The organism is Bradyrhizobium niftali (assembly GCF_004571025.1).
Lineage (GTDB): Bacteria > Pseudomonadota > Alphaproteobacteria > Rhizobiales > Xanthobacteraceae > Bradyrhizobium > Bradyrhizobium niftali.
Genome location: NZ_SPQT01000002.1, coordinates 363,198 through 382,634, shown reverse-complemented (window position 1 = coordinate 382,634; position 19,437 = coordinate 363,198). Strand labels below are relative to the sequence as shown.

Annotated in this window: 24 protein-coding genes and 1 pseudogene; 13 read left to right on the top strand and 12 right to left on the bottom strand. The window is 64.0% G+C overall.

Features of this window, described 5'->3' with window-relative positions; translation table 11 throughout:
• The first annotated feature begins 35 nt into the window (after positions 1 to 35).
• From E4K65_RS07020 to E4K65_RS07010, 3 genes are read left to right on the top strand one after another with little or no spacing between them, the layout of a single operon-like run.
• On the top strand, positions 36 to 1,151 hold the full coding sequence (locus tag E4K65_RS07020) for a DUF2336 domain-containing protein (protein ID WP_135173509.1): 1,116 nt from the start codon (positions 36 to 38) through the stop codon (positions 1,149 to 1,151).
• Between the two features lie 3 nt (positions 1,152 to 1,154).
• Complete coding sequence (locus tag E4K65_RS07015) at positions 1,155 to 1,487, top strand: PilZ domain-containing protein (RefSeq protein WP_025575407.1); 333 nt, start codon at positions 1,155 to 1,157, stop codon at positions 1,485 to 1,487.
• A gap of 50 nt (positions 1,488 to 1,537) precedes the next feature.
• Positions 1,538 to 2,662 (top strand): HD-GYP domain-containing protein, encoded by a 1,125-nt coding sequence (locus tag E4K65_RS07010; protein ID WP_135173508.1) that lies wholly within the window; start codon positions 1,538 to 1,540, stop codon positions 2,660 to 2,662.
• A 404-nt stretch (positions 2,663 to 3,066) separates the two neighbouring features.
• On the opposite strand, the gene E4K65_RS07000 is transcribed toward E4K65_RS07010, so the two are convergent.
• The gene (locus E4K65_RS07000) at positions 3,067 to 3,744 is read right to left on the bottom strand and encodes a nitroreductase (RefSeq protein WP_135173507.1); all 678 of its coding nucleotides are present in this window, start codon (positions 3,742 to 3,744) and stop codon (positions 3,067 to 3,069) included.
• Between the two features lie 120 nt (positions 3,745 to 3,864).
• Here E4K65_RS07000 and E4K65_RS06995 point away from each other — a divergent pair, with 120 nt between their 5' ends.
• From E4K65_RS06995 to E4K65_RS06980, 4 genes are all read left to right on the top strand, one after another.
• On the top strand, positions 3,865 to 4,827 hold the full coding sequence (locus tag E4K65_RS06995) for an alpha/beta hydrolase (protein WP_135173506.1): 963 nt from the start codon (positions 3,865 to 3,867) through the stop codon (positions 4,825 to 4,827).
• Between the two features lie 26 nt (positions 4,828 to 4,853).
• The gene (locus E4K65_RS06990) at positions 4,854 to 5,729 is read left to right on the top strand and encodes a dienelactone hydrolase family protein (RefSeq protein ID WP_209312042.1); all 876 of its coding nucleotides are present in this window, start codon (positions 4,854 to 4,856) and stop codon (positions 5,727 to 5,729) included.
• 93 nt (positions 5,730 to 5,822) lie between these two features.
• Positions 5,823 to 6,071, top strand: coding sequence for a hypothetical protein (locus E4K65_RS06985; RefSeq protein WP_038970146.1), 249 nt, complete (start codon positions 5,823 to 5,825; stop codon positions 6,069 to 6,071).
• Positions 6,072 to 6,320: 249 nt separating this feature from the next.
• On the top strand, positions 6,321 to 7,385 hold the full coding sequence (locus E4K65_RS06980) for a type II asparaginase (RefSeq protein ID WP_283813813.1): 1,065 nt from the start codon (positions 6,321 to 6,323) through the stop codon (positions 7,383 to 7,385).
• Between the two features lie 21 nt (positions 7,386 to 7,406).
• On the opposite strand, the pseudogene E4K65_RS49460 reads toward E4K65_RS06980, so the two are convergent.
• Together E4K65_RS49460 and E4K65_RS06970 are read right to left on the bottom strand one after the other, a co-directional pair.
• Positions 7,407 to 7,577 (bottom strand): annotated as a pseudogene (locus E4K65_RS49460) (MBL fold metallo-hydrolase); the annotation flags it as partial.
• 143 nt (positions 7,578 to 7,720) lie between these two features.
• The gene (locus tag E4K65_RS06970; RefSeq protein WP_025575422.1) at positions 7,721 to 9,343 is read right to left on the bottom strand and encodes an ABC-F family ATP-binding cassette domain-containing protein; all 1,623 of its coding nucleotides are present in this window, start codon (positions 9,341 to 9,343) and stop codon (positions 7,721 to 7,723) included.
• Positions 9,344 to 9,970: 627 nt separating this feature from the next.
• On the opposite strand from E4K65_RS06970, the gene E4K65_RS06965 reads away from it, so the two are divergent.
• Positions 9,971 to 10,378, top strand: coding sequence for a hypothetical protein (locus E4K65_RS06965; RefSeq protein WP_167770590.1), 408 nt, complete (start codon positions 9,971 to 9,973; stop codon positions 10,376 to 10,378).
• 9 nt (positions 10,379 to 10,387) lie between these two features.
• On the opposite strand, the gene E4K65_RS06960 is transcribed toward E4K65_RS06965, so the two are convergent.
• Together E4K65_RS06960 and E4K65_RS06955 are read right to left on the bottom strand one after the other, a co-directional pair.
• A complete protein-coding gene (locus tag E4K65_RS06960; protein ID WP_135173505.1) occupies positions 10,388 to 11,092 on the bottom strand; it encodes a GrlR family regulatory protein in 705 nt (234 codons plus the stop codon).
• 267 nt (positions 11,093 to 11,359) lie between these two features.
• On the bottom strand, positions 11,360 to 11,509 hold the full coding sequence (locus E4K65_RS06955) for a hypothetical protein (protein WP_007609497.1): 150 nt from the start codon (positions 11,507 to 11,509) through the stop codon (positions 11,360 to 11,362).
• Between the two features lie 93 nt (positions 11,510 to 11,602).
• Between E4K65_RS06955 and E4K65_RS06950 the strand changes: the two genes are divergently transcribed.
• Entirely contained in the window at positions 11,603 to 12,061 is a 459-nt protein-coding gene (locus E4K65_RS06950; protein WP_135173504.1) for a hypothetical protein, read from the top strand.
• A gap of 1 nt (position 12,062) precedes the next feature.
• Here E4K65_RS06950 and E4K65_RS06945 read toward each other — a convergent pair whose 3' ends face one another.
• The 4 genes from E4K65_RS06945 to E4K65_RS06930 all read right to left on the bottom strand — a co-directional run bounded on the left by E4K65_RS06945 (position 12,063) and on the right by E4K65_RS06930 (position 15,554).
• Positions 12,063 to 12,884: a tetratricopeptide repeat protein gene (locus tag E4K65_RS06945; RefSeq protein WP_025575427.1), complete on the bottom strand. Its 822-nt coding sequence runs from the start codon at positions 12,882 to 12,884 to the stop codon at positions 12,063 to 12,065.
• Positions 12,885 to 12,916: 32 nt separating this feature from the next.
• Entirely contained in the window at positions 12,917 to 13,603 is a 687-nt protein-coding gene (locus tag E4K65_RS06940) for a substrate-binding domain-containing protein (RefSeq protein ID WP_135173503.1), read from the bottom strand.
• A gap of 18 nt (positions 13,604 to 13,621) precedes the next feature.
• Entirely contained in the window at positions 13,622 to 14,323 is a 702-nt protein-coding gene (locus E4K65_RS06935) for a GrlR family regulatory protein (protein ID WP_027542494.1), read from the bottom strand.
• 196 nt (positions 14,324 to 14,519) lie between these two features.
• Positions 14,520 to 15,554 (bottom strand): glutamine synthetase beta-grasp domain-containing protein, encoded by a 1,035-nt coding sequence (locus tag E4K65_RS06930; protein WP_025575433.1) that lies wholly within the window; start codon positions 15,552 to 15,554, stop codon positions 14,520 to 14,522.
• Positions 15,555 to 15,651: 97 nt separating this feature from the next.
• On the opposite strand from E4K65_RS06930, the gene E4K65_RS06925 reads away from it, so the two are divergent.
• Both E4K65_RS06925 and E4K65_RS06920 read left to right on the top strand, forming a co-directional pair.
• Complete coding sequence (locus E4K65_RS06925; protein ID WP_167770589.1) at positions 15,652 to 16,116, top strand: hypothetical protein; 465 nt, start codon at positions 15,652 to 15,654, stop codon at positions 16,114 to 16,116.
• Positions 16,094 to 16,297, top strand: coding sequence for a DUF2735 domain-containing protein (locus tag E4K65_RS06920; RefSeq protein WP_025575434.1), 204 nt, complete (start codon positions 16,094 to 16,096; stop codon positions 16,295 to 16,297). The genes E4K65_RS06925 and E4K65_RS06920 overlap by 23 nt, the downstream gene beginning before the upstream one ends.
• Positions 16,298 to 16,407: 110 nt before the next feature.
• Here E4K65_RS06920 and E4K65_RS06915 read toward each other — a convergent pair whose 3' ends face one another.
• Positions 16,408 to 16,734 (bottom strand): MliC family protein, encoded by a 327-nt coding sequence (locus tag E4K65_RS06915; protein WP_135173502.1) that lies wholly within the window; start codon positions 16,732 to 16,734, stop codon positions 16,408 to 16,410.
• Positions 16,735 to 16,782: 48 nt separating this feature from the next.
• Between E4K65_RS06915 and E4K65_RS06910 the strand changes: the two genes are divergently transcribed.
• A complete protein-coding gene (locus tag E4K65_RS06910) occupies positions 16,783 to 17,526 on the top strand; it encodes a tyrosine-protein phosphatase (protein WP_135173501.1) in 744 nt (247 codons plus the stop codon).
• Here E4K65_RS06910 and E4K65_RS06905 read toward each other — a convergent pair whose 3' ends face one another.
• Positions 17,527 to 18,243: an SGNH/GDSL hydrolase family protein gene (locus E4K65_RS06905; RefSeq protein WP_488226124.1), complete on the bottom strand. Its 717-nt coding sequence runs from the start codon at positions 18,241 to 18,243 to the stop codon at positions 17,527 to 17,529.
• 139 nt (positions 18,244 to 18,382) lie between these two features.
• Here E4K65_RS06905 and E4K65_RS06900 point away from each other — a divergent pair, with 139 nt between their 5' ends.
• On the top strand, positions 18,383 to 19,063 hold the full coding sequence (locus E4K65_RS06900) for an SDR family oxidoreductase (protein WP_135173499.1): 681 nt from the start codon (positions 18,383 to 18,385) through the stop codon (positions 19,061 to 19,063).
• Here the strand turns inward: E4K65_RS06900 and E4K65_RS06895 are convergent, their stop codons facing one another.
• Positions 19,064 to 19,411 carry a GrlR family regulatory protein gene (locus E4K65_RS06895; RefSeq protein WP_135173498.1) on the bottom strand — a complete coding sequence of 116 codons (348 nt, stop codon included), beginning with the start codon at positions 19,409 to 19,411 and terminating at the stop codon, positions 19,064 to 19,066.
• Positions 19,412 to 19,437: the final 26 nt, after the last annotated feature.

Sequence of the window (19,437 nt, the reverse complement as noted above, 5' to 3'; positions counted from 1 at the left end):
GAATAGTTGAAGTCATTTGAATTCAGGCTCCTGCCATGATGGCAAATTCGCCTGCCGATATTCTGGTCGAATTGGAAGAAGCGGTCGCAGCGAGCCCGCCGGAGCGCTGCGCGCGTATCCTCTCCGACATCGTGCAACTGCTCACCAGCAGGCACGACAGGCCCCATGAAAAGCTCGTCAACGTGGTCGACAGCATCCTCCTGCGCCTTGCTGAGAGGGTCACTTCCAGCGCGCTCGTCCAGCTCAGCAAGGCACTTGCTGAATTCAATGTTGCACCGCAGGATACATTGCGGCACCTGGCTTCGCACGACGATCCGGAGGTGGCGTGCCCGATCCTGCTCAAATCGCAGGCATTGTCCGCGTCCGACCTTGAAGCGGTGGCGAGGTCCTGCGGCGAAAGGCATCAGCTTGCGATTGCGACCCGAGACAAAGTCGAAGCGGCCGTAGCCGAGGCACTGCTCAGGCGCGGTGGCCGCGCGATCTACCTTGCGCTGATCAAGAACCCTGGATCGAGATTCTCCGGTGCGGCCTATGCCGGGCTCATTGAGAAGAGCGCGGCGGATGGCGAGATCACGAAGACGCTGGCGCTCAGGCCGGGCACACCCGACGCCGTCTTGCGCAAGTTGCTCGCGGCTCCATCCGGCGAGAATGCGCCGGCCAAGCCCAACGCTTCCTCCGTGCCGCCGGCGCAAGACGCCGCCTCGAACCCAACGCCCGCTCGGATCGAACCAAAGCGGCCCTGCTCGACCGACTATGCGAACGCAAGGCCCGAGATCGTCGCACTCAGCCGCGTCGGCAAGCTCAACGACTCCACAGTGAACCGCTTCGCGATCCGCGGTGAGATGGCCAACCTCTTCACGGCATTGTCGGTGCTTTCCGCCGTCCCGATCGAGATCATCGAGCACGTGATGACCGATGCCGACTGTGAGGGCCTGGTCATGGCCTGCCGGGCGTCGCGCCTGAACTGGCAGACCACGCTCGCGATCCTCAGCAACCGCGGCGGTGCACGTCTCTCCTTTGCCGAGCGCGAACGAGCGCAGCAGATTTTCGACACGCTTCTCTTGTCGACCAGCCAATGGACAGTGCGCTGGGGGGAAATTGCAGCGAGTGCCAACACAAGCGATCCGGGGCGGCACAGAAACGGGGGATAACCGATGAGGTTCGACGGTCGCAAGGCGCTTCGCGTACGGATGGATCACAAGCAGGCTGTCAATCTGATGGGCTCGGACGGCACGTGGCGACGCAGCTGCGTCCTGCTCGACGTGTCGCAGAGTGGCGCCAAGATCGAGGTCGAAGGCACGCTCGACGTCCTCCAGGCCAAGGAATTCTTCCTGCTGCTGTCGTCGACGGGTCTCGCCTACCGCCGCTGCGAGCTGGTGTGGATCGACGGCACCATGGCCGGCGTGCACTTCATCACTGCAGACGGCAAGAAGAAGCCGGCGAGCGCAAAAGCTGCTGCTGCGCCAAACTCCACTCCGAGCAAATAGGCTCCCGAATTCATCAAGCTCATTCAATGTCATCATAATCCCGGTCCGCCGTGCAGAGTACCCGAACCATATCCAGCCCCGTCAAAGGCGACGGCGGCATCCGAAAGGCGGAAGCGGCTCGCCCCTTCGTGCATGTGCTGGCCGATTCCTCCGACAAACTGGCGGGCGTCTGCTCGATCCTCGAACGGCAGTTTACCGTCGCCGGTGAACGGCTCGATGCGGAAGCCAAGCTGTCGCAAGTGCCATTCGCATACGTCATTCGCGCGGAGCTGCGTGACGTCTGCAACATCGCGGCCATCAAGAAGCGGGCCGCCAAGCTGGCGAAGGCCACGAAACGTGTCTTCCTCGTCGAGCACTCCGCTCACGTGAGTATCTCGCAGGCCTACGCGCTCGGCGCCACCCTCGTTCTTCCCGGGACGATCAACAAGATCAACCTGCTGACGGCGCTGGCCGACCCGGCTGAACTGGCCTCTGCGGCCTTATCGAGCGACACGCCGCAGCCGGACAACGCCGTGGAAGCCGCGGCGACCGCCATCGCATCGATGTTCACGGCCGTCGCGCTCGGCGAGCCCCTTGATGTCGTCGGCACAAAAGAGGCCGGCCGCAAGATTGCCGATCGCATCAGCGAACACGGCCTGTCCGAATGGCTCACGACGGTGCGGCGCCATCACGAGGGAACCTACCAGCATTGCCTGCTGGTGACCGGCGTCGCGATCGACTTCGGGCTGAGCCTCGGCGTCGGGCGAGCCGACCTGGAGCGCCTGTATTCGGCGGCGATGTTCCACGACATCGGCAAGGCCCAGATTCCCCTTGCGATCCTGGACAAGCCCGGCCGCCTCGACGCCGAGGAGCGCGCCATGATCGAGACCCATCCGGCTGCCGGCTACGAATTTCTCAAGAGCCACGAGAAGATATCGCCCGAGATTCTCGATGCCGTGCGGCATCACCACGAATATCTCGACGGGAGCGGTTATCCCGACGCGCTGTGCAGCGAGAGCATCAATGACGTCGTCCGCATTCTGACGATCTCGGACATCTTCGCCGCGCTGATCGAGCACCGGCACTACAAGCCGACAATGCCGCGCACCGAGGCCTACAACATCCTTTGCGGGATGACCGGAAAGCTGGAGAAGGCCCTCGTAACCTCGTTCAAGCAGGTTGCGCTCACGCGATGACCGCGCAGGCGGGGCGATCCCGCGGCGAGGACCTCGTTGCGAACCGCGCTTAGTGCGTGGCCCGGTATTTGGCGCGATACGGAATCGATCGGGAAGCCAGTCCTTCCGCAAGCAGCTTCATGTCCTCGCGTCTGCCGCTGCGGATCAGCTTGCCGAACTCATCGGATGTGAAGGGAAGATTTGGATCGTCATCGATCGGGTACCGCGGTCGCGGACCGAAGAACCGTCGAACCAGGCTAGCCAGCCGCCGCATGTCAATTCCCTCGCGCCAGCAACAAACCTTTCACTGCGCGTATTGTTCCTCCCGTGCGATCGAGATTGCAAGAGCCACTAATGGCTCGGCATCAAAAAATATTCTCCTCCCCGCCGCCACAGTCAGCTCTCCGCGTCAGTGACTTCTCGCGCTAGTCGGCAAAGCCGACATAACGCACGAAATCATCGTTGTGCTCGCGATCCGAGCGCACCGCGTTGGCGGCAAAGCCGTCGTCGGGATAACCCATCGCGACGCAGGTCATGATCACCTCGTCTTCGGGGATTCCGGCAACCTCGCGCACGATATCGGAGCGCATGATGCCCTGCCCGTTGATCACCGAACCGAGGCCGCGGTCCCAGGCTGCGAGCACGATGCCGTAGCAGAGCGCGCCGAGATCGAAATGGCAGACTGCGCCGGGATCGAGCACGCGGTCATAGGTCAGGACCAGCGAGACCGGCGCGTCGAACTGGCGGAAGCCGCGCAGCACCCAGTCCTGGCGCATCGGCTTGTCGTCACGCGCGATCCCCATCGCGCCGAACAGTTTCTTGGCGATGTCGACCTGCCGCGTGCGATGCACGCCCTGGTACTCGCCATGGCTGATGATGTCGCGCTTGACCCTGGCGCCGGCGATCATCTCTTCCATGTTGCGGCGGCGCACCTCTTCCAGCGGGCGGCCTGTCAGCACGTGGACATGCCAGGGCTGGGTGTTCATCGACGACGGCGCGCGCTTGGCGCTCTCGATGATCGCTTCGATTACCGCACGTTTCACCGGCTTGTTCTTGAAGCCGCGCACGCTGCGGCGCGACTGGACCAACGCTTCGAATTCCAACTCGAGACCTCCCTGCCCGTTCATCCCGCGGCATTGCCGTTGCCGATGCGGCGCGCGAAATCTATGCTAAGCCGCAAGCAAGACCAAGAACCCTGGCAAGAATCCCGCGAGGACCTGCAAATGGCCGCACCGCTCGATCCCGTCATCGCCCAGATCATTCCGCTGCTGCCGCTGCGCGATCCCACCACGATGACGCCACAGAGCGCCCGCGATTCCTTGCGCGCACTGGCTGCCGCGCGCGCGGCCGTACCGCCGCCGCCGGTCGAGACCGTGCAGGATATCAAGGTGAAAGGCGGCGCCGGCCCGCTCGATGCACGCCTCTACCGAATCGGCACCGATCCCGCGCCGACCGTAGTGTTTTTTCACGGCGGCGGCTGGGTCGCGGGCGACATCGAGACCCATGACCGGCAGGCGCGCAACCTTGCGATCGAGACCGGCGCGATCGTCGTCTCCGTCGATTATCGTCGCCCCCCGGAGACGCGCTTTCCCGGCGCCTTCGAGGATGCCTTCGCCGCGGTGAGTGACATCTTCAACCGCGTCGCGGAATTTGGCGGCGACGCAAAACGCCTCGGCGTTGCCGGCGACAGCGCCGGCGGCAATCTCGCAGCCGCCACCGCGATCGCCTGCCGCGACGCCGGCATCAAGCTCGCCGCGCAGCTCCTGGTCTATCCCGTGACCGACGTCCTCGGCGCTTACGCCGATGCGCGCGAGAACGCGCGCTATCCCTCGCGCGCGGAGAATGCCGACGGCTATTTCCTCACGCGCGCCACGATGCAATGGTTTTGCGGCCATTATCTCGCCGAACCCGGCCATGCCAAGGACTGGCGGGTCTCACCGCTGCGCGCTGCATCCCTTGCAGGTGTCGCACCCGCGGTCGTGACCACCGCCTGGTTCGATCCGTTGCGCGACGAGGGCGCGGCCTACGCGCAGGCGCTCGAAGCCGCCGGCGTACGGGTCAGGCATCATGAGGGGCCCGGCCTGATCCACGGCTATTTCGGCTTGGGCGACGCCTCGGACGTCGCCAGGGCTGAGGCGCAGCGCGCCCGGGCCGATTTCAAGGCGCTGCTCGTGCGGGGCGTGTGATCACGTTGCGATCAGGCCCGACCGATTTGCCAACTCATCTTGTCCGTCTCTTCATCGGCCTCGTCGCCTCGCTGGTGCCGGTCGCGGCCGTCTCCGCCGCACCGCAGACGGTCTATTTTCGCAGCGCCGACAACCGCACCGCGCTCGTCGGCTACCTGTTCCAGCCAACGACGCCGGGCCCCTGGCCTGCCGTCGTCATGCTGCACGGCCGCGGCGGCCCCTACTCCAGCAACAACAATTCCGGCTGCACGTCCGTCGGCGCCGGTATCGCTTCGCCCTGCGACGCCACCACCTTGTCCAAGCGCCACAGGATGTGGGGCGAATATTGGTCGGCGCACGGTTACCTTGCCTTGCTCCCGGACAGTTTCGGCCCACGCGGCAAGGCGCACGGCTTCGGCCGCTTCACCCACGACGATCCTGACCGTGCCGACGTCAACGAACTGACCGTGCGCCCGCTCGATGCCGAGGGGGCGCTCGCTTATCTGCGCGGACGCAGCGACGTGATCGGCAGGCAGGTCTTCCTCCAGGGCTGGTCCAATGGCGGCAGCACCGCACTGAACGTGATGATCCGGCAGGGCGACAAGACAGCCGGTTATCGCGGCGCGCTCGTGTTCTATCCGGGCTGCGGACGGAAGGCACTGGTCGCGCCGACCATCTCCAGCGCCGCTCCAATCGCGATGTTTCTCGGCGCCGACGACGAAGAGGTCTCACCGCAGACCTGCCAGCAATTCGCCGACCGCTCGCGGCAGGCCGGAAGCCCGATCGACGTCACGACCTATCGCGGGGCAACCCACGGTTTCGACGAGCCCTCGTCCCGGCGGCAGTCGACGCCCGGGAATCAGGCGGCGATGAACGACGCGCGCGTCAAGGCCATGGCCGCCCTCGACCGCTGGAAAAAATGAACCGCGCGAAGACGCGTCGGCGCCGATCCTGCTTGATTGCGCCACGATTCCCGGCTCCAATCCGCTCGCCATTTCTGGTTTAGGGAGACACTCATGATGAAGCGGATTTTCCTGGCTGCGATCGTCGCGACCTTTGCAGCGGGATCGGCCTTCGCGCAAGAAACCTGCGAGAGCAAGGCGGTCGGCAAGGACGGCAAGCCGCTCGCAGGCGCAGCCAAGACCTCGTTCCTGAAGAAGTGCAAGGCCGACGCCTGCACGCCCAAGGCCGTCAGCGCCGACGGCAAGCCGCTGGCCGGCGCCGCCAAGAACAGTTTTATGAAGAAGTGCGAGGTCGGCGCGTAAGGCACCGCGAATTCGCTGCTTCCTAGGCGAACATTAGCTCCAAGAACTCGTCATGGCCGGGCTTGTCCCGGCCATTCGCATGTGTGTTGCCCCATGCCCAGCGTCCGAACCAAATCATCCAAAAGCATCGCCACTCTGGACAGAAGGCCTCGGCTGACGGATCATGCAGTGCCGAGCGAACCGGGGCGCATCGACGAGGCTTTCTAGCAAAGGAATACCGAGATGTGGCAGTTTCGAGTGCGTCATCACATGATCGCGACAATGAGCTTGCTCTTCGCGCTGCTCATCAGTCTTGACGTCGCGAACGCGAGGGGCCCCGGTCTGCCCAACGTCATGGTTCTGGCAACCGGTGGCACGATCGCCGGCAGCGGGGCGAGCAGCACCACCGTGGTCGGCTACACCGCAGCCACGGTGGGCATAGAGACCCTCCTGAACGCCGTTCCCGAACTGAAAACGGTGGCTAACGTCAAGGGCGAGCAGGTTTTCCAGATCGCCAGCGAGAACATGAACAATGACTACTGGCTCAAGCTCGCCAAGCGCGTCAACGCGCTCCTCGCGCAAGACGACGTCGATGGGATCGTGATCACGCACGGGACTGATACGATCGAGGAAACCAGCTATTTTCTAGATCTCGTCGTCAAGAGCAAGAAACCTGTCGTCATCGTCGGCGCGATGCGGCCGTCGACAGCGATCAGCGCGGATGGGCCGATCAACCTCTTTAATGCGGTGATCCTCGCAGGCAGTGACGAGGCCGTCGGCAAGGGCGTACTCGTCGCGCTCAACGATCAGATCAACGCAGCTCGCGACGTGACCAAGAACAACACCTCGACGGCAGACACCTTCCGCACGCCGGAACTCGGCTTCCTCGGCTACATGCAGGGCAACAAACCGTACTTCTATCGTCAATCGACGCGCCGGCACACGGCGGACTCCGAATTTGACGTCTCCAAGCTCGATGTCCTGCCGCAAGTCGACATCGTCTACGGCTACGCCAACATGAACCGGGTCGCGATCGACGCTTTTGTCGCCGCCGGAGCCAAGGGGATCGTGCATGCCGGGGTGGGTGACGGCAGCCTGGCTCGGCCCGCGGTCGAGCCGGCTCTCGACGAGGCCCGCAAGAAGGGTGTCGTGATCGTTCGCAGCAGCCGTGTCGGAAACGGCATCGTCGCACGCAACGGGGAGGCCAAGGACGACGAACACGACTTCGTCGTCTCGGATACGCTGAATCCTCAAAAGGCGCGTATTCTGCTGATGCTGGCGCTGACCAAGACGACCGACACCAAGGAGATCCAACGGATGTTCTATACTTACTAGACCGTCCGAAGTGCGGTCGCCCTACTCCCGCTTGAAACGATAGTCAAAGGCGGCGCCGAGCGGCTTGATCAGCCCGACGGTCGGCGCCGGAAAATGAATCGGCAGGATCAGCGTGTCGGTGTCGGCGACGGAAGCAAAACATTTTCGCCGCGACACCGCCGACTGCTTCGCATCCCAATCCGGCCTCGCCGAGGCCGCATTCGTCGCTTCACCGCTTTGTTCGTGCTGGCTTGCTGCCTGCCGATTGGGGCGGCGTCGGCGAAATCAACGGCAGCTTCGGAGAGCGCGGAGATTGAATCCCGGATGGAGCGAAGCGAAATCCGGGACAATGCCCGCTATGACCTCAACCCCGGCGCTTCCTGCCCCGTGCGCGCGACGTACTCCGTGTAGCCGCCGCCAAACTGGTGGATGCCTTCGGGCGTCAGCTCCAGCACCCGGTTCGACAGCGTCGCCAGAAAGTGCCGGTCGTGCGAGACGAACAGCATGGTGCCCTCGAAATCAGACAGCGCCGTGATCAGCATCTCCTTGGTGGCGAGGTCGAGATGGTTGGTCGGCTCGTCCAGCACCAGGAAGTTCGGCGGATCGAACAGCATTTTTGCCATCACGAGGCGCGCCTTCTCGCCGCCCGAGAGCACGCGGCAGCGCTTCTCGACGTCGTCGCCGGAGAAGCCGAAGCAGCCGGCGAGCGCGCGCAAGGAGCCCTGCCCCGCGGTCGGAAACGCGTCTTCCAGCGACTGGAACACGGTGCGCTCGCCGTCGAGCAGGTCCATGGCGTGCTGGGCGAAATAGCCCATCTTGACGCTGCCGCCGACTGCCACCGTGCCCTCGTCCGGCTCGCTGGCGCCCGCGACGAGCTTGAGCAGCGTCGACTTGCCGGCGCCGTTGACGCCCATCACGCACCAGCGCTCCCTACGGCGGATCATGAAATCGAGACCGTCATAGATGCGCTTGCTGCCATAGCCCTTGTGGACGCTCTTGAGCGCCACGACGTCCTCGCCCGAGCGCGGTGCCGGCGGAAAATCGAACGCCACCGTCTGGCGGCGGCGCGGCGGCTCGACCCGCTCGATCTTGTCGAGCTTCTTCACCCGGCTCTGCACCTGGGCTGCATGCGAGGCACGCGCCTTGAAGCGCTCGATGAACTTGATCTCCTTGGCGAGCATCGCCTGCTGGCGCTCGAACTGCGCCTGTTGCTGCTTCTCGTTCAGCGCGCGCTGCTGCTCGTAGAATTCGTAATCGCCGGTATAGGTCGTCAGCGAGCCGCTATCGATCTCGATCACCTTGGAGATCACGCGGTTGATGAACTCGCGGTCATGCGAGGTCATCAAGAGCGTGCCCTCATAGTCGTGCAGGAATTTCTCCAGCCAGATCAGGCTTTCCAGATCGAGATGATTGCTCGGCTCGTCGAGCAGCATGACGTCGGGCCGCATCAGAAGAATACGCGCCAGCGCCACGCGCATCTTCCAGCCGCCGGAGAGTTTTCCGACGTCGCCGTCCATCATCTCCTGGCTGAAGCCGAGACCGGAGAGCGCCTCGCGCGCGCGGCCGTCGAGCGCATAGCCGTCGAGTTCCTCGAAGGCGTGCTGCACCTCGCCATAGCGCGCGATGATCTCGTCCATCTGGTCGGCCTTGTCAGGGTCGGCCATGTCAGCCTCGAGCTGGCGCAACTCGGCCGCGACCTCGCTGACGGGGCCGGCGCCGTTCATCACCTCGGCCACGGCGCTGCGGCCGCTCATCTCGCCGACGTCCTGATTGAAATACCCGATGGTGATGCCGCGATCGGTCGAGACCTGCCCTTCGTCCGGCAGCTCCTCACCGGCGATCATCCGGAACAGCGTGGTCTTGCCCGCGCCGTTCGGGCCGACGAGCCCGATCTTCTCGCCCTTGTTGAGGGCGGCGGAGGCTTCGATGAAAAGGATCTGGTGGCCGGCTTGCTTGCTGACGTTGTCGAGGCGGATCATGAGGTCATTTTGGGGGAATTTTTGCGTTGCAGCGTCATAGGCCATGCCGGCCCCAAGGGGAAGCCCGGCCGGGCCCGGATTCCGCCCTCGCCGGTCACGCCAGCTTGCTGGAATTCGCCCCGAAACGGCGCTTCGTGCCCGCTGGCAGCCAGTTCGCTGTCCGCGTCCGGCCCGAAGCGTGCCGACCGAGCCGCAAACCGTGATGTCTGTTGATGCCCAGCCGCTGGCGACATCATGCGCGGCATTGCGCCCCGCGCGGCTGCCAAGGGGAATACATTTGCAGCGCGCCTACGTCAGAGCCCTACCTAACGAATACCGTCGCAGGCGGCGGTGGCGCGCGACGCGCCACATTGAATGATTTCACTTCCGACGTAGTCGCGAGACGTCGGCCCGCTTCGGGAGCAGCAAGCCGAGTTCGCGTGCCTTCTTTCTGACTGAAGTGACATGGCGATCGAGCTCACGGGCTATGTCGCCGGCGCAGGTTTTCTGACGCGCGAGAGTCGTCAATCGCTGCGCCTCGTGCCTCGACCATTCGCGCGGTTTTGAAAACATCGCGGACCCTCATTCGTCTGAAGCGATAGAAGGTGCGGTGACCTCCCCATCCGAGATGGGCGATATAAAGTCCCGGTGCAGGCACGTTGGTCTTCGGGCGCCATCGAACAGCACGGTGATGCCCGTAGTGCGACGGCTCACGTCAATGACGATACCACTCCGGTCGGCAATTTCTGGGCATCGAGCGGCACCAAGCTCGCTCATCCTGAAACGCATACCGACAGCAATTCTGTCGACGTTCTGGTAATTCATTACCGATATCCGGTAAGTAAAATTGACAGGCAAAAAAAGCAAAAGCTCAAAATCAGTCTAAAACTTATATCAGAATCATCACCTATGCAACCAGCGGACGAAAATTGCGCTGCTAACGCGCGCAAGCAGGCGCGACCTGGCGGCAGCCCACCCCCTGCTGGCCCGAGGACGCCGTTGATCCAGAACACCTTCGATGTCCGCTTTTCAGGGCAGCGGACGCAGTTTCGATGAGTATCCGCCCTACGCCCTTCGCATCAGCTTGAGCGAGGCCGCAAGGCGCAGGCTGCGCTTGCCGGCGAGCGCAATGCCCTCGAGCTCGCCGCTATCGGCCGTGCAGGTTCCGGAGAAGCCGATCCCGACCTCATAGCCGCCGAAGACGGGATTTTCGTCCTTCGCCGGCGTGTGCTCCTGGTTCAGCATCTCGCCCTTCCAGCGGCCATCCGCCGAGGAATAGGAGCCGAGATAGTAGAAGAACGCATCGCCGCCGAGGATGCGGCCGTCCATCAGCAGCATCACGCCGGACAGCCCGGCATCGATCCCGTCGAGCGCGCGGATGTGGATTGAGTACAGCCCGTTGACGATACCGTCGGGACCGACCGTGCCGCGCGGCGGCAGCGCCTCGTCGTCGAGCGGCGCGAGGTTGGCCCAGAACACGCTGCCCGGCACCGGATCGGCCTTGCCCTCGAACAGGATCGTCGATCCCTCCGTCCGGCCGCGCACCCTGATCGCGGCGACGTCGGTGCCCATCAGCGGCTTGTAATTGGGATCCTCGTTGTGGCGCTCGGTGATGACATTGGCCTCGATCGCGCCGTCCCTGACCTCATAGGTCCCGAGATGCGCGAAAGCGGAATTGCCCCCCAGCATCTTGCCATTGTGCATGCACATGATGCTGCGGCCGAACGCGCCGCCAACGCCGTATTCAACCTTGTAGAGACCGTTGAGCAACGCCTTGAACCCGCGAAATCGGAAAAGAATCGCAGGCTACCTAGCACTGCCGCCGCATCGGTTCCATCCGGCTTTTTCGCGCAGGCGCCGCTCGCCGGACCTTTCGCTGCATGATGCCATCATGCCCCTGTTTTGCCCGACGGGTCAAACGAATTTCGCCAAATCCGCAATCCATGATTTCGTTGTGATTTCAGCGCCCCGGCTACTGTGCATGGGGTTGTTCTTCGACTTTTTTGTCTTGCGTGGTCACGGCCCCCTCGCCACGCGCTAGTGACGCTTGAAATACTGCACTTCGCGCTCGTGCTTCTCGGCCGCCGCGCGGCTCTTGAAGGTGCCGAGGTTGCGACGCTTGCCGGTCTTCGGATTCACCTTGCGTGAGTAAAGGCGATACTCGCCGGATGCCAGTTTGCGGATCATGATCGGGCCTCCCGCTTGTTGTCATCTCAACAGCGCTTGCCGGAGCTGGTTCCTTCCCTTGAACCCGCCCCCGCAAGCACGCGACGAAGGGGCATGAAGCAGACAGGGCTATCACCCGAAGATCAGATCGCGGAATTCATCGCCAGCGCGGCGAAACAACCGCTGCTCGATGCCGCGTTCGAACTCTGGCGCTGGCGTTACCGCCTGGATTCGATCGAAGGGCGCCCGACCGCCGAAGAGGTCCGCATCAATCGCACCCTCACGCCGGAGCAGATCAGCGCGAAATACCGCTGGGATCGCGACCATGCCCATGAAGGGCCGATGTTCGGCTACCTCAAGCGCGCCCATCCGCGCGCCGATGACGCCGCGATCAGGCAGGCCATCATCACCGCGGTCAAATTCGAGGACGCGACCTTCACCCATTTCAGCTGGGATGGGGATTTCTGGGCCTGCGTCGTGCGCGCCGTGGCGCGAGCGGCGGCGCAGTATCCTGATTTTCTCGAGACGACCTATCGCGACGCCCGCAACAACGTCGCCTACTATTACAAGTGAGCTAGAAGCACAGCGTGGTGACGAGCTTGCCCTGCTTGTCCTTGATCGCGTAGGGGCAGCGCAGCCGCTCCAATGCCTTCTTGGCGTCTTCGTCGCCAAGCGCTGCGGCGCGCTCGTAATAGGCTTTCGCGGCATCCTTGTCCTTCGCGCCGCCGCGGCCTTCCTGTGCGAAGGCGCCCATCCGCTCCAGCGCGCCGGGATGGTTTTGCGCGGCCGCCTTCTCGAACAGCGCGCGCGCAGCGACGTCGTCCTGTGCGCCGCCCGTGCCTTCGGAGAGCATCAGGCCGAGCTGGTACTGCGCCTCCGCGTTGGTCTCGGCGGCCTTGCCCAGCAGCGCGCGCGCCTGCGCGGGATCGGCGGGCGCGCCACCGCCGGCGCCGCCGAGCGCGGCAAGATTGCTGACGCCGCGGGGATTGCCGGCCTGCGCCGCCTTCTCGAACAATTTGCGCGCCTGCGCTTCGTCCTTTGCGACGCCGGCGCCGGTGCCGTAGAGCACGCCGAGCTCGACCATGGCCGCGCTCGATCCCTTATCCGCAGCCTTCCGCCAGGCAGCGATCGCCTCCGCCGTTTGCCGGTTGGCGGCATAGGCGCGGCCGAGCGCGAACATCGCACGCCGCGAAGATGGCGCGGCCTGCTTGCAGAACCTGATGGCGGTCGCGACGTCGGAGGCCGCGATCTCCGCCACGCCCTTCACGTCAGCCGGCTTGTCGGGATCGCTGGGATCAGCCGCAACCCGGTCGCACAGGACGAGGTCGGCCGATTGCGCATGCGCCGCGAGGGGCGCGGCGAGCGCGAGGAGAATGGCAAGAAGATAGGTCCGCATGGACACCACGTTGCGTCCCGGCTCCGGCAAATTCAAGGCTCGAGTCCCGATTGACGCAGAACGGGCACGACCTCCGGCGATGCGAGGTAGCGCAGCAACCGGTCCGCGGCTTCGGCATGTTTCGCGTTCGCCATGCGGCCGGCGGAGAACACGGCCGGTGTCTGCAAATCGTGCGGGACCGGCCCGATCACTTCGATGCCGTCGACCTGCTTCAGCTCGCTGATCTGCTGCACGGCCAGATCCGCCTCGCCGCTGACGAGTCGCTCGGCGGTAAAGCCCTGTTCGACGATGGTGGCCTTGGCGTTGACCTCGGCGGCGATCCCCATCCGCACGATCAGCTGGGCGAAGTACACGCCGCTCGCGCCCAGCCGCGAATAGGCGACGGACCGCGCCGCAAGCAGCGTCTTGCGCAGCGCGGCTTCGGTCGCGATGTCGGGATGCGCCTGCCCCGCAAGCACGGCAATGCCGACGAAGGAGCGCGCGAGATCGGCTGCGCTCTCGGCGATCACACGGCCCTCGCCGATCACCTCATCGAGCCCCTCGCGCGTGAGGATAGCGAGATCGGCGGCCTCGCCGTCGCGCAGCCGCTTGAGCAGCGCCAGGGTCGGCGCGAAGTCGGCATCGACGTGGATGCCGCTGGCGGTCTCGAAGGCGGACGACAGGCTGCGCATCGCGCCCATCAGGCCGAGCGTCGAAAGCATGCGGATGGACTTTTCCATGTGTATTCCCGGATGAGATCAGGCGCGGTGCATCAGCTTGAGCGCGGCGGTCAGGCGCAGGCTGCGCTTGCCGGCAAGCGCCGTTGCCTCCAGCACCGCCTGCTCCGCGTCGTAGCTGCCGGAGAAGCCAATGCCGACCTCGTGGCCGCCGAAGATCGGATCGTCCTTGGCCGGCGTGTGCTCCTGATTGAGGATCTGGCCCTTCCAGCGGCCGTTCGTGGCGGTGTAGCTGCCGAGATAGTAGAACGAGGCATCGCCGCCGAGAATGCGGCCCTGGTTGAGCAGCATCACGCCGGTGAGGCCGCCGTCAACGCCGTCGAGCATGCGCAGGTGGATCGAATAGAGGCCATCGCCAATACCGCCCTCGCCAACGCCGCCGGCGATCGGCACCTCGTCCTCGGTGATCGGCGTCATCACCGACTGAAAGGGAACGCCGGGCAGCTCCTTCAGCTCGCCCTTGAAGCGATAGAGATCGCCGTCGGCCCAGCCTTTCGCCAGCAAGGTCGCATCATCGGTGCCGGCCATGGCGCGGTAGTTCGGATCGGGGTTGTGGCGGACGGTCTTGATGACGATGTCGACGCCGTCGTCGGTCTTCTCGTAGGTGCCGATATGCGCGAAGGCCGAATTGCCGCCAAGCATCTTGCCATTGCCGGCATGCATCACGCTCCGGCCAACGGCGTCGCCGAGCTGAAACCGCACCTTGTAGAAACCCTCAAACACCAGCCGTCCCCGGCCCTGCGCGCATCCAGTGACACTCTATCCCGCTTTCGATGGCGATGGACAAGTTTCACGCCATCGGGGTCGACAGGCCACAGGAACGCCCGTCATCAAAATGCAAAAAATCCGCCGGAGCCTTTCAGCTCCGGCGGATTGAAAGCCAACCCGGGCCAGCCCCCCCGCCCGGGCCGGGAGGATCTTAGGCGACCGCCTTCTTCTCGGCCGGCACGGACGCGATCGTCTTCAGGATCTGCGAAGCGATCTGGTATGGGTCGCCCTGCGAGTTCGGGCGACGGTCTTCCAGATAGCCCTTGTAGCCGTTGTTGACGAAGGAGTGCGGCACGCGGATCGAAGCGCCGCGGTCGGCCACGCCGTAGCTGAACTTGTTCCACGGCGCGGTCTCGTGCTTGCCGGTCAGACGCTTGTCGTTGTCCGGGCCGTAGACGGCGATGTGGTCCATCAGGTTCTTGTCGAACGCGGCCATCAGAGCCTCGAAGTACTCCTTGCCGCCGACCGTGCGCATGTACTCGGTCGAGAAGTTGGCGTGCATGCCGGAGCCGTTCCAGTCGGTGTCGCCGAGCGGCTTGCAGTGGAACTCGATGTCGATGCCGTACTTCTCGGTCAGGCGCAGCATCAGGTAGCGGGCCATCCACATTTCGTCAGCGGCCTTCTTGGAGCCCTTGCCGAAGATCTGGAATTCCCACTGGCCCTTCGCGACTTCCGCGTTGATGCCTTCATGGTTGATGCCGGCCGCGAGGCAGAGGTCGAGATGCTCTTCGACGATCTTGCGGGCGACGTCGCCGACGTTCGAGAAGCCGACGCCGGTGTAGTACGGGCCCTGCGGCGCCGGATAACCCGAAGCCGGGAAGCCGAGCGGACGGCCGTCCTTGTAGAAGAAGTATTCCTGCTCGAAGCCGAACCAGGCGCCGGCATCGTCGAGAATGGTGGCGCGCTTGTTGGAGGCGTGCGGGGTCTTGCCATCGGGCATCATGACTTCGCACATCACGAGCACGCCGTTGGTGCGGGCAGCGTCCGGGAAGACGGCGACCGGCTTCAGCACGCAATCGGAGCTGTGGCCCTCGGCCTGCTGGGTGGAGGAGCCATCGAAGCCCCAGAGCGGAAGCTGCTCGAGCGTCGGGAACGACGCGAATTCCTTGATCTGAGTTTTGCCGCGCAAGTTCGGAGTCGGCGTATATCCGTCGAGCCAGATGTACTCGAGCTTGTACTTGGTCATTGAGCCTCTCTGTAGATGATGCGAAAGGTTGGGGGCCCTGGGGCCCCCGCACGTTTGTACCCGGCCACCATCGGCCGACCGCTTACAAGCATTTAACGTGCCAAAAGGCCGCACTACGGAAGGTTTTCCCCTGCCGCCGGGCTCTCCCCGCCGCCGGCTGGGCGTCCACAGCGGCGTGCGTCATAGCGGCGCACCTTTGCGTGAAGCTGCACCGCAAAAATCCCGCGGAAAACGCCTGATTCTGGAGCAGCCCGACCTGCGCCGGAGGTTGCCGATGAAACGCGCATCAACGTCCGGCAATATTCGCAAAGTCTTCGCCCAGTCGCCAGCAACCTTCGCAATGGCCCAAGCGTTAGTCACCAAGCAGGTGCCTTGGAGGATGCAGAAAGCACGCTGCCCAGAAAATGGGCTGAAACTGATTTCCTTTTCAGCACTTTGCATTTCGGGGCGCGCGGCCGATATGGGGATTCCAGTAACCACAATCGAACGAGTCGGGCGCACCATGGAGGCCAAGCGCTTCGACCCGAGGAGATACCGCAATGATGAACAATGGTCTGAGTGAGGGATCTGCAAAGATCTACCAATTCCCCGCCGGGGGCCGCGCGGCTCTCGGAGGACGCCGCTACGGTGAGGCCCGCCTTCCTGCCGACCGTCTCTCGCTTCCCGTGAACGAGACGATTTGCAGCGGAAGCTGGTACCATCAGGAGGCCGTCGACGAAGACAAGCCGAAATGGGATCGCTAATGCCCGCGTTTGGTTCAATCCCGCGACGCTCCCTGGAGCGACCGGCAGCAGTTTGAAGAGGGTCGAAACAACGAGGTTTCGACCCTTTTTGATTCTTGATGGCCGCGCGGCTAGAGCCCGGGCTTTTCGACCACCGCGCAGGCCGTGACCGGCCGCTTCAGATGCTTGACGGTGGTCGCTCCCGTCTTGCCGATCCTCAGCGTGACCCCCGCCCCCGAATAGCGCGCGCCCGAGACCGTCAGCCGCCTGGCGAGCGTGACGGGTTCGCCGTCGATCTGGAGGAAGGCGCGCTTGTCGGCGTCATAAAACCCGACGATGAACTGCGTACCATCAGCGCAGCGGTAGGTCAGGAACGTCTGCGCACCGGCCTGCCGCATGCCGAAGAGTCCGCCCGCCAGCATGCTGATCGCCAAAACAATGGCCTTGTGCCGGTTCATGATCGCCCCCTGTAATGATCCGCCGGCAACATAACAAAAGCATATCCGATGTCCGACTCCCCTACCCGTCACCTCGCCTTGCAAGGCGCCAGCAATTTCCGCGATCTCGGTGGCTATCCGACCACCGATGGCCGCACTACGCGCTGGCGGCACATCTTCCGCTCCAACCATCTCGGTCAGCTCACCGCCGATGACATCGAGATCGTCCGCGCGCTCGGCGTCAGAAGCGCATTCGATTTTCGCGGTCTGGAGGAGCGCGCGGCCGGTGTCTGCGTCGTGAACGAGATCACCGTGCACTCGCTGCCGATCGAGCCGACGGTTGTTGCCGCCCTGCGCGCCGAACTCGCCCGGGGCACGTTGACCGCGCCGGTCGCACTGGAGCTCATGCGCGAGTCCTACCGCAACTATGTCCGTCACAACACGCACAGCTTTCGCGCGCTGTTCGGCCATCTGCTGGAAGACCGCGCCCCGCTCGTGATCCACTGCACCGCCGGCAAGGACCGCACCGGCTTTGCCAGCGCGCTGATCCTGCATGCGCTCGGCGTTTCCGATGACGTCATTGCCGAGGACTACCTCCTGACCAACCGGCACTACCGTCGCGATGCGTCAAACGCCTCCGACCTTCCCGCCGACGTGCTCGACGCGATCGGCTCGGTCGAGGCTTCGTATCTTGCGGCGGCTTTCGAAGCCGTCGGCCGCGACTATGGCGATGTCGAAACCTACTTGCGCGACGGGCTCAAGCTCGGCGCGGCCGAGCGGACGGCGCTAAAGGAGCGTTATCTGCAAGCGTGATCAGGATTGCCACTCGGCGGGGAGCCAGCTCGCCGCCAGGGTGGCATCGGTGATCGCGCGGCACAGGGCTTTGGAAACCTGAAGCGTGCTCCAGTCGCCTTGGTGCAGCTTGTCAGGATCGCTCGGATCGAGCATTTGCTCGAACGACACGTCGTTGTTCACATGCCAGTGCCGCATCAGCGCCCAGCGCTGAAACACGTTCACCTTTGCAGCTTCTGCGATCTTCCGGATTTCCGAGACCATCTTTTCCGAGAGCTCTGCCTTATCGTCTCGGAGCATGGCTGTCACATATTGCGGGTCGATCAATACCACATCCATCGGGTGCTCGCTCAGCAGACGCACTCCCTCGGCGATCTTCTCGACCACCTTTTCAAACACGAATTCATTCTTGCGAAAGATGGCGTTGGTGCCGACCTGCCAGAGCACGACCGAGGGCTTGTCGGCGAAAATGTCGGCATCGAAGCGATCCAGCTCTTTTGGCGCCTCTTCCCCACCCTTGCCCCGATTCAGGACGTCGACCCGGACCTTCGGCAAATGCGCATCGTAGTTCTGCCTCAGACACATCTCGAGGCGAGAGGGATAGGGCACGACGTCCTCACGTCCGGCCGTCGAGGATGATCCCATCGCCACGATGCGAACCGAACCCGTTCCGCGCAGTGCCTCGAAGAAGTTGCGCAGCGGATATCTCAACTTGATGACGTCTCGGGGGACGTCCACGGCCGGCGGACTCTCGGTCACTTCACCTCTCCCCCGCTATCCAAGGTTGCGTCGATCATTCAGCCTTGAAGCCGCCGCCATTGCAAGACCAATTCGGCCCGCGCAATAGTCGGGGCAGGTTCAACCGACGGAGCGCATCGTGCAGGGAAAAGTCATTGTCGTCACCGGCGCGCTCGGCGCTCTCGGCAAAGTGGTTGCGGAGGTCGCGCAGTCCCGCGGCGCACGGATCGCCGGCATCGATTACGCGCCCTCGCAAATGCCAGCGACGCCCGAGCGCATCGAGATCGGCGGCGTCGACCTGTCCGACGCCGCGCAGGCGAAGACGGCGATCGAGGCTGCGGCAAAACATTTCGGCAGGCTTGATGCCCTGATCAATATCGCCGGCGGCTTTGCCTTCGAGACCGTCGGCGACGGCGACATCACGACGTGGCAGCGCATGTATGCACTCAACGTGCTGACCGCGCTCAACGCCTCGCGCGCGGCGCTGCCGCATCTCGCCGCCTCCAGCGCCGGCCGCATCGTCAACATCGGCGCCATGGGCGCGCTCCAGGCAGGCTCCGGCATGGGCCCCTATGCGGCGTCGAAAGCCGGCGTGCATCGCCTCACCGAGGCGCTGGCCAGCGAGTGGAAGGGCAAGGTGACAGTGAACGCGGTGCTGCCGTCGATCATCGACACCAAGGCCAACCGCGCCGACATGCCGAAAGCTGACTTCGCCAAATGGGTGACGCCGCAGGAGCTTGCTGAAGTCATCCTGTTCCTCGCCAGCGACGCCGCGAGCGGCATCACCGGCGCGCTGATCCCGGTCAGCGGGCGGGTGTGATCAATCCGGTACCAAGAGCCGCAGATCGCCCTTGAAGCGGATGCTCTGCTTGCCGGCGAGCGCGATGCCCTCGCCATAGGCGGTCTCGTCGGTATAGGTGCCGCTGAATCCGATGGTCACGATCTTGCGGCCCCACACCGGACGCTCGTCGAACGTGGGCGAGTGCTCCTCGTTGGTCAGCTCGCCCTTCCACTTGCCGTCGGCGGAGATGTAGCTGCCATAGGCGAAGAAGAATGAATCGCCGCCCCGCATGGTGCCGTCGCGCAGCACCATGACGCCCTGGTTGCCGCCCTGGATACCATCCAGCATCTGGATGCGGATGTGATAGAGCCCGTTCCTGATTGTCATCTGCGTCAAGCGCCCGACTGTCACGC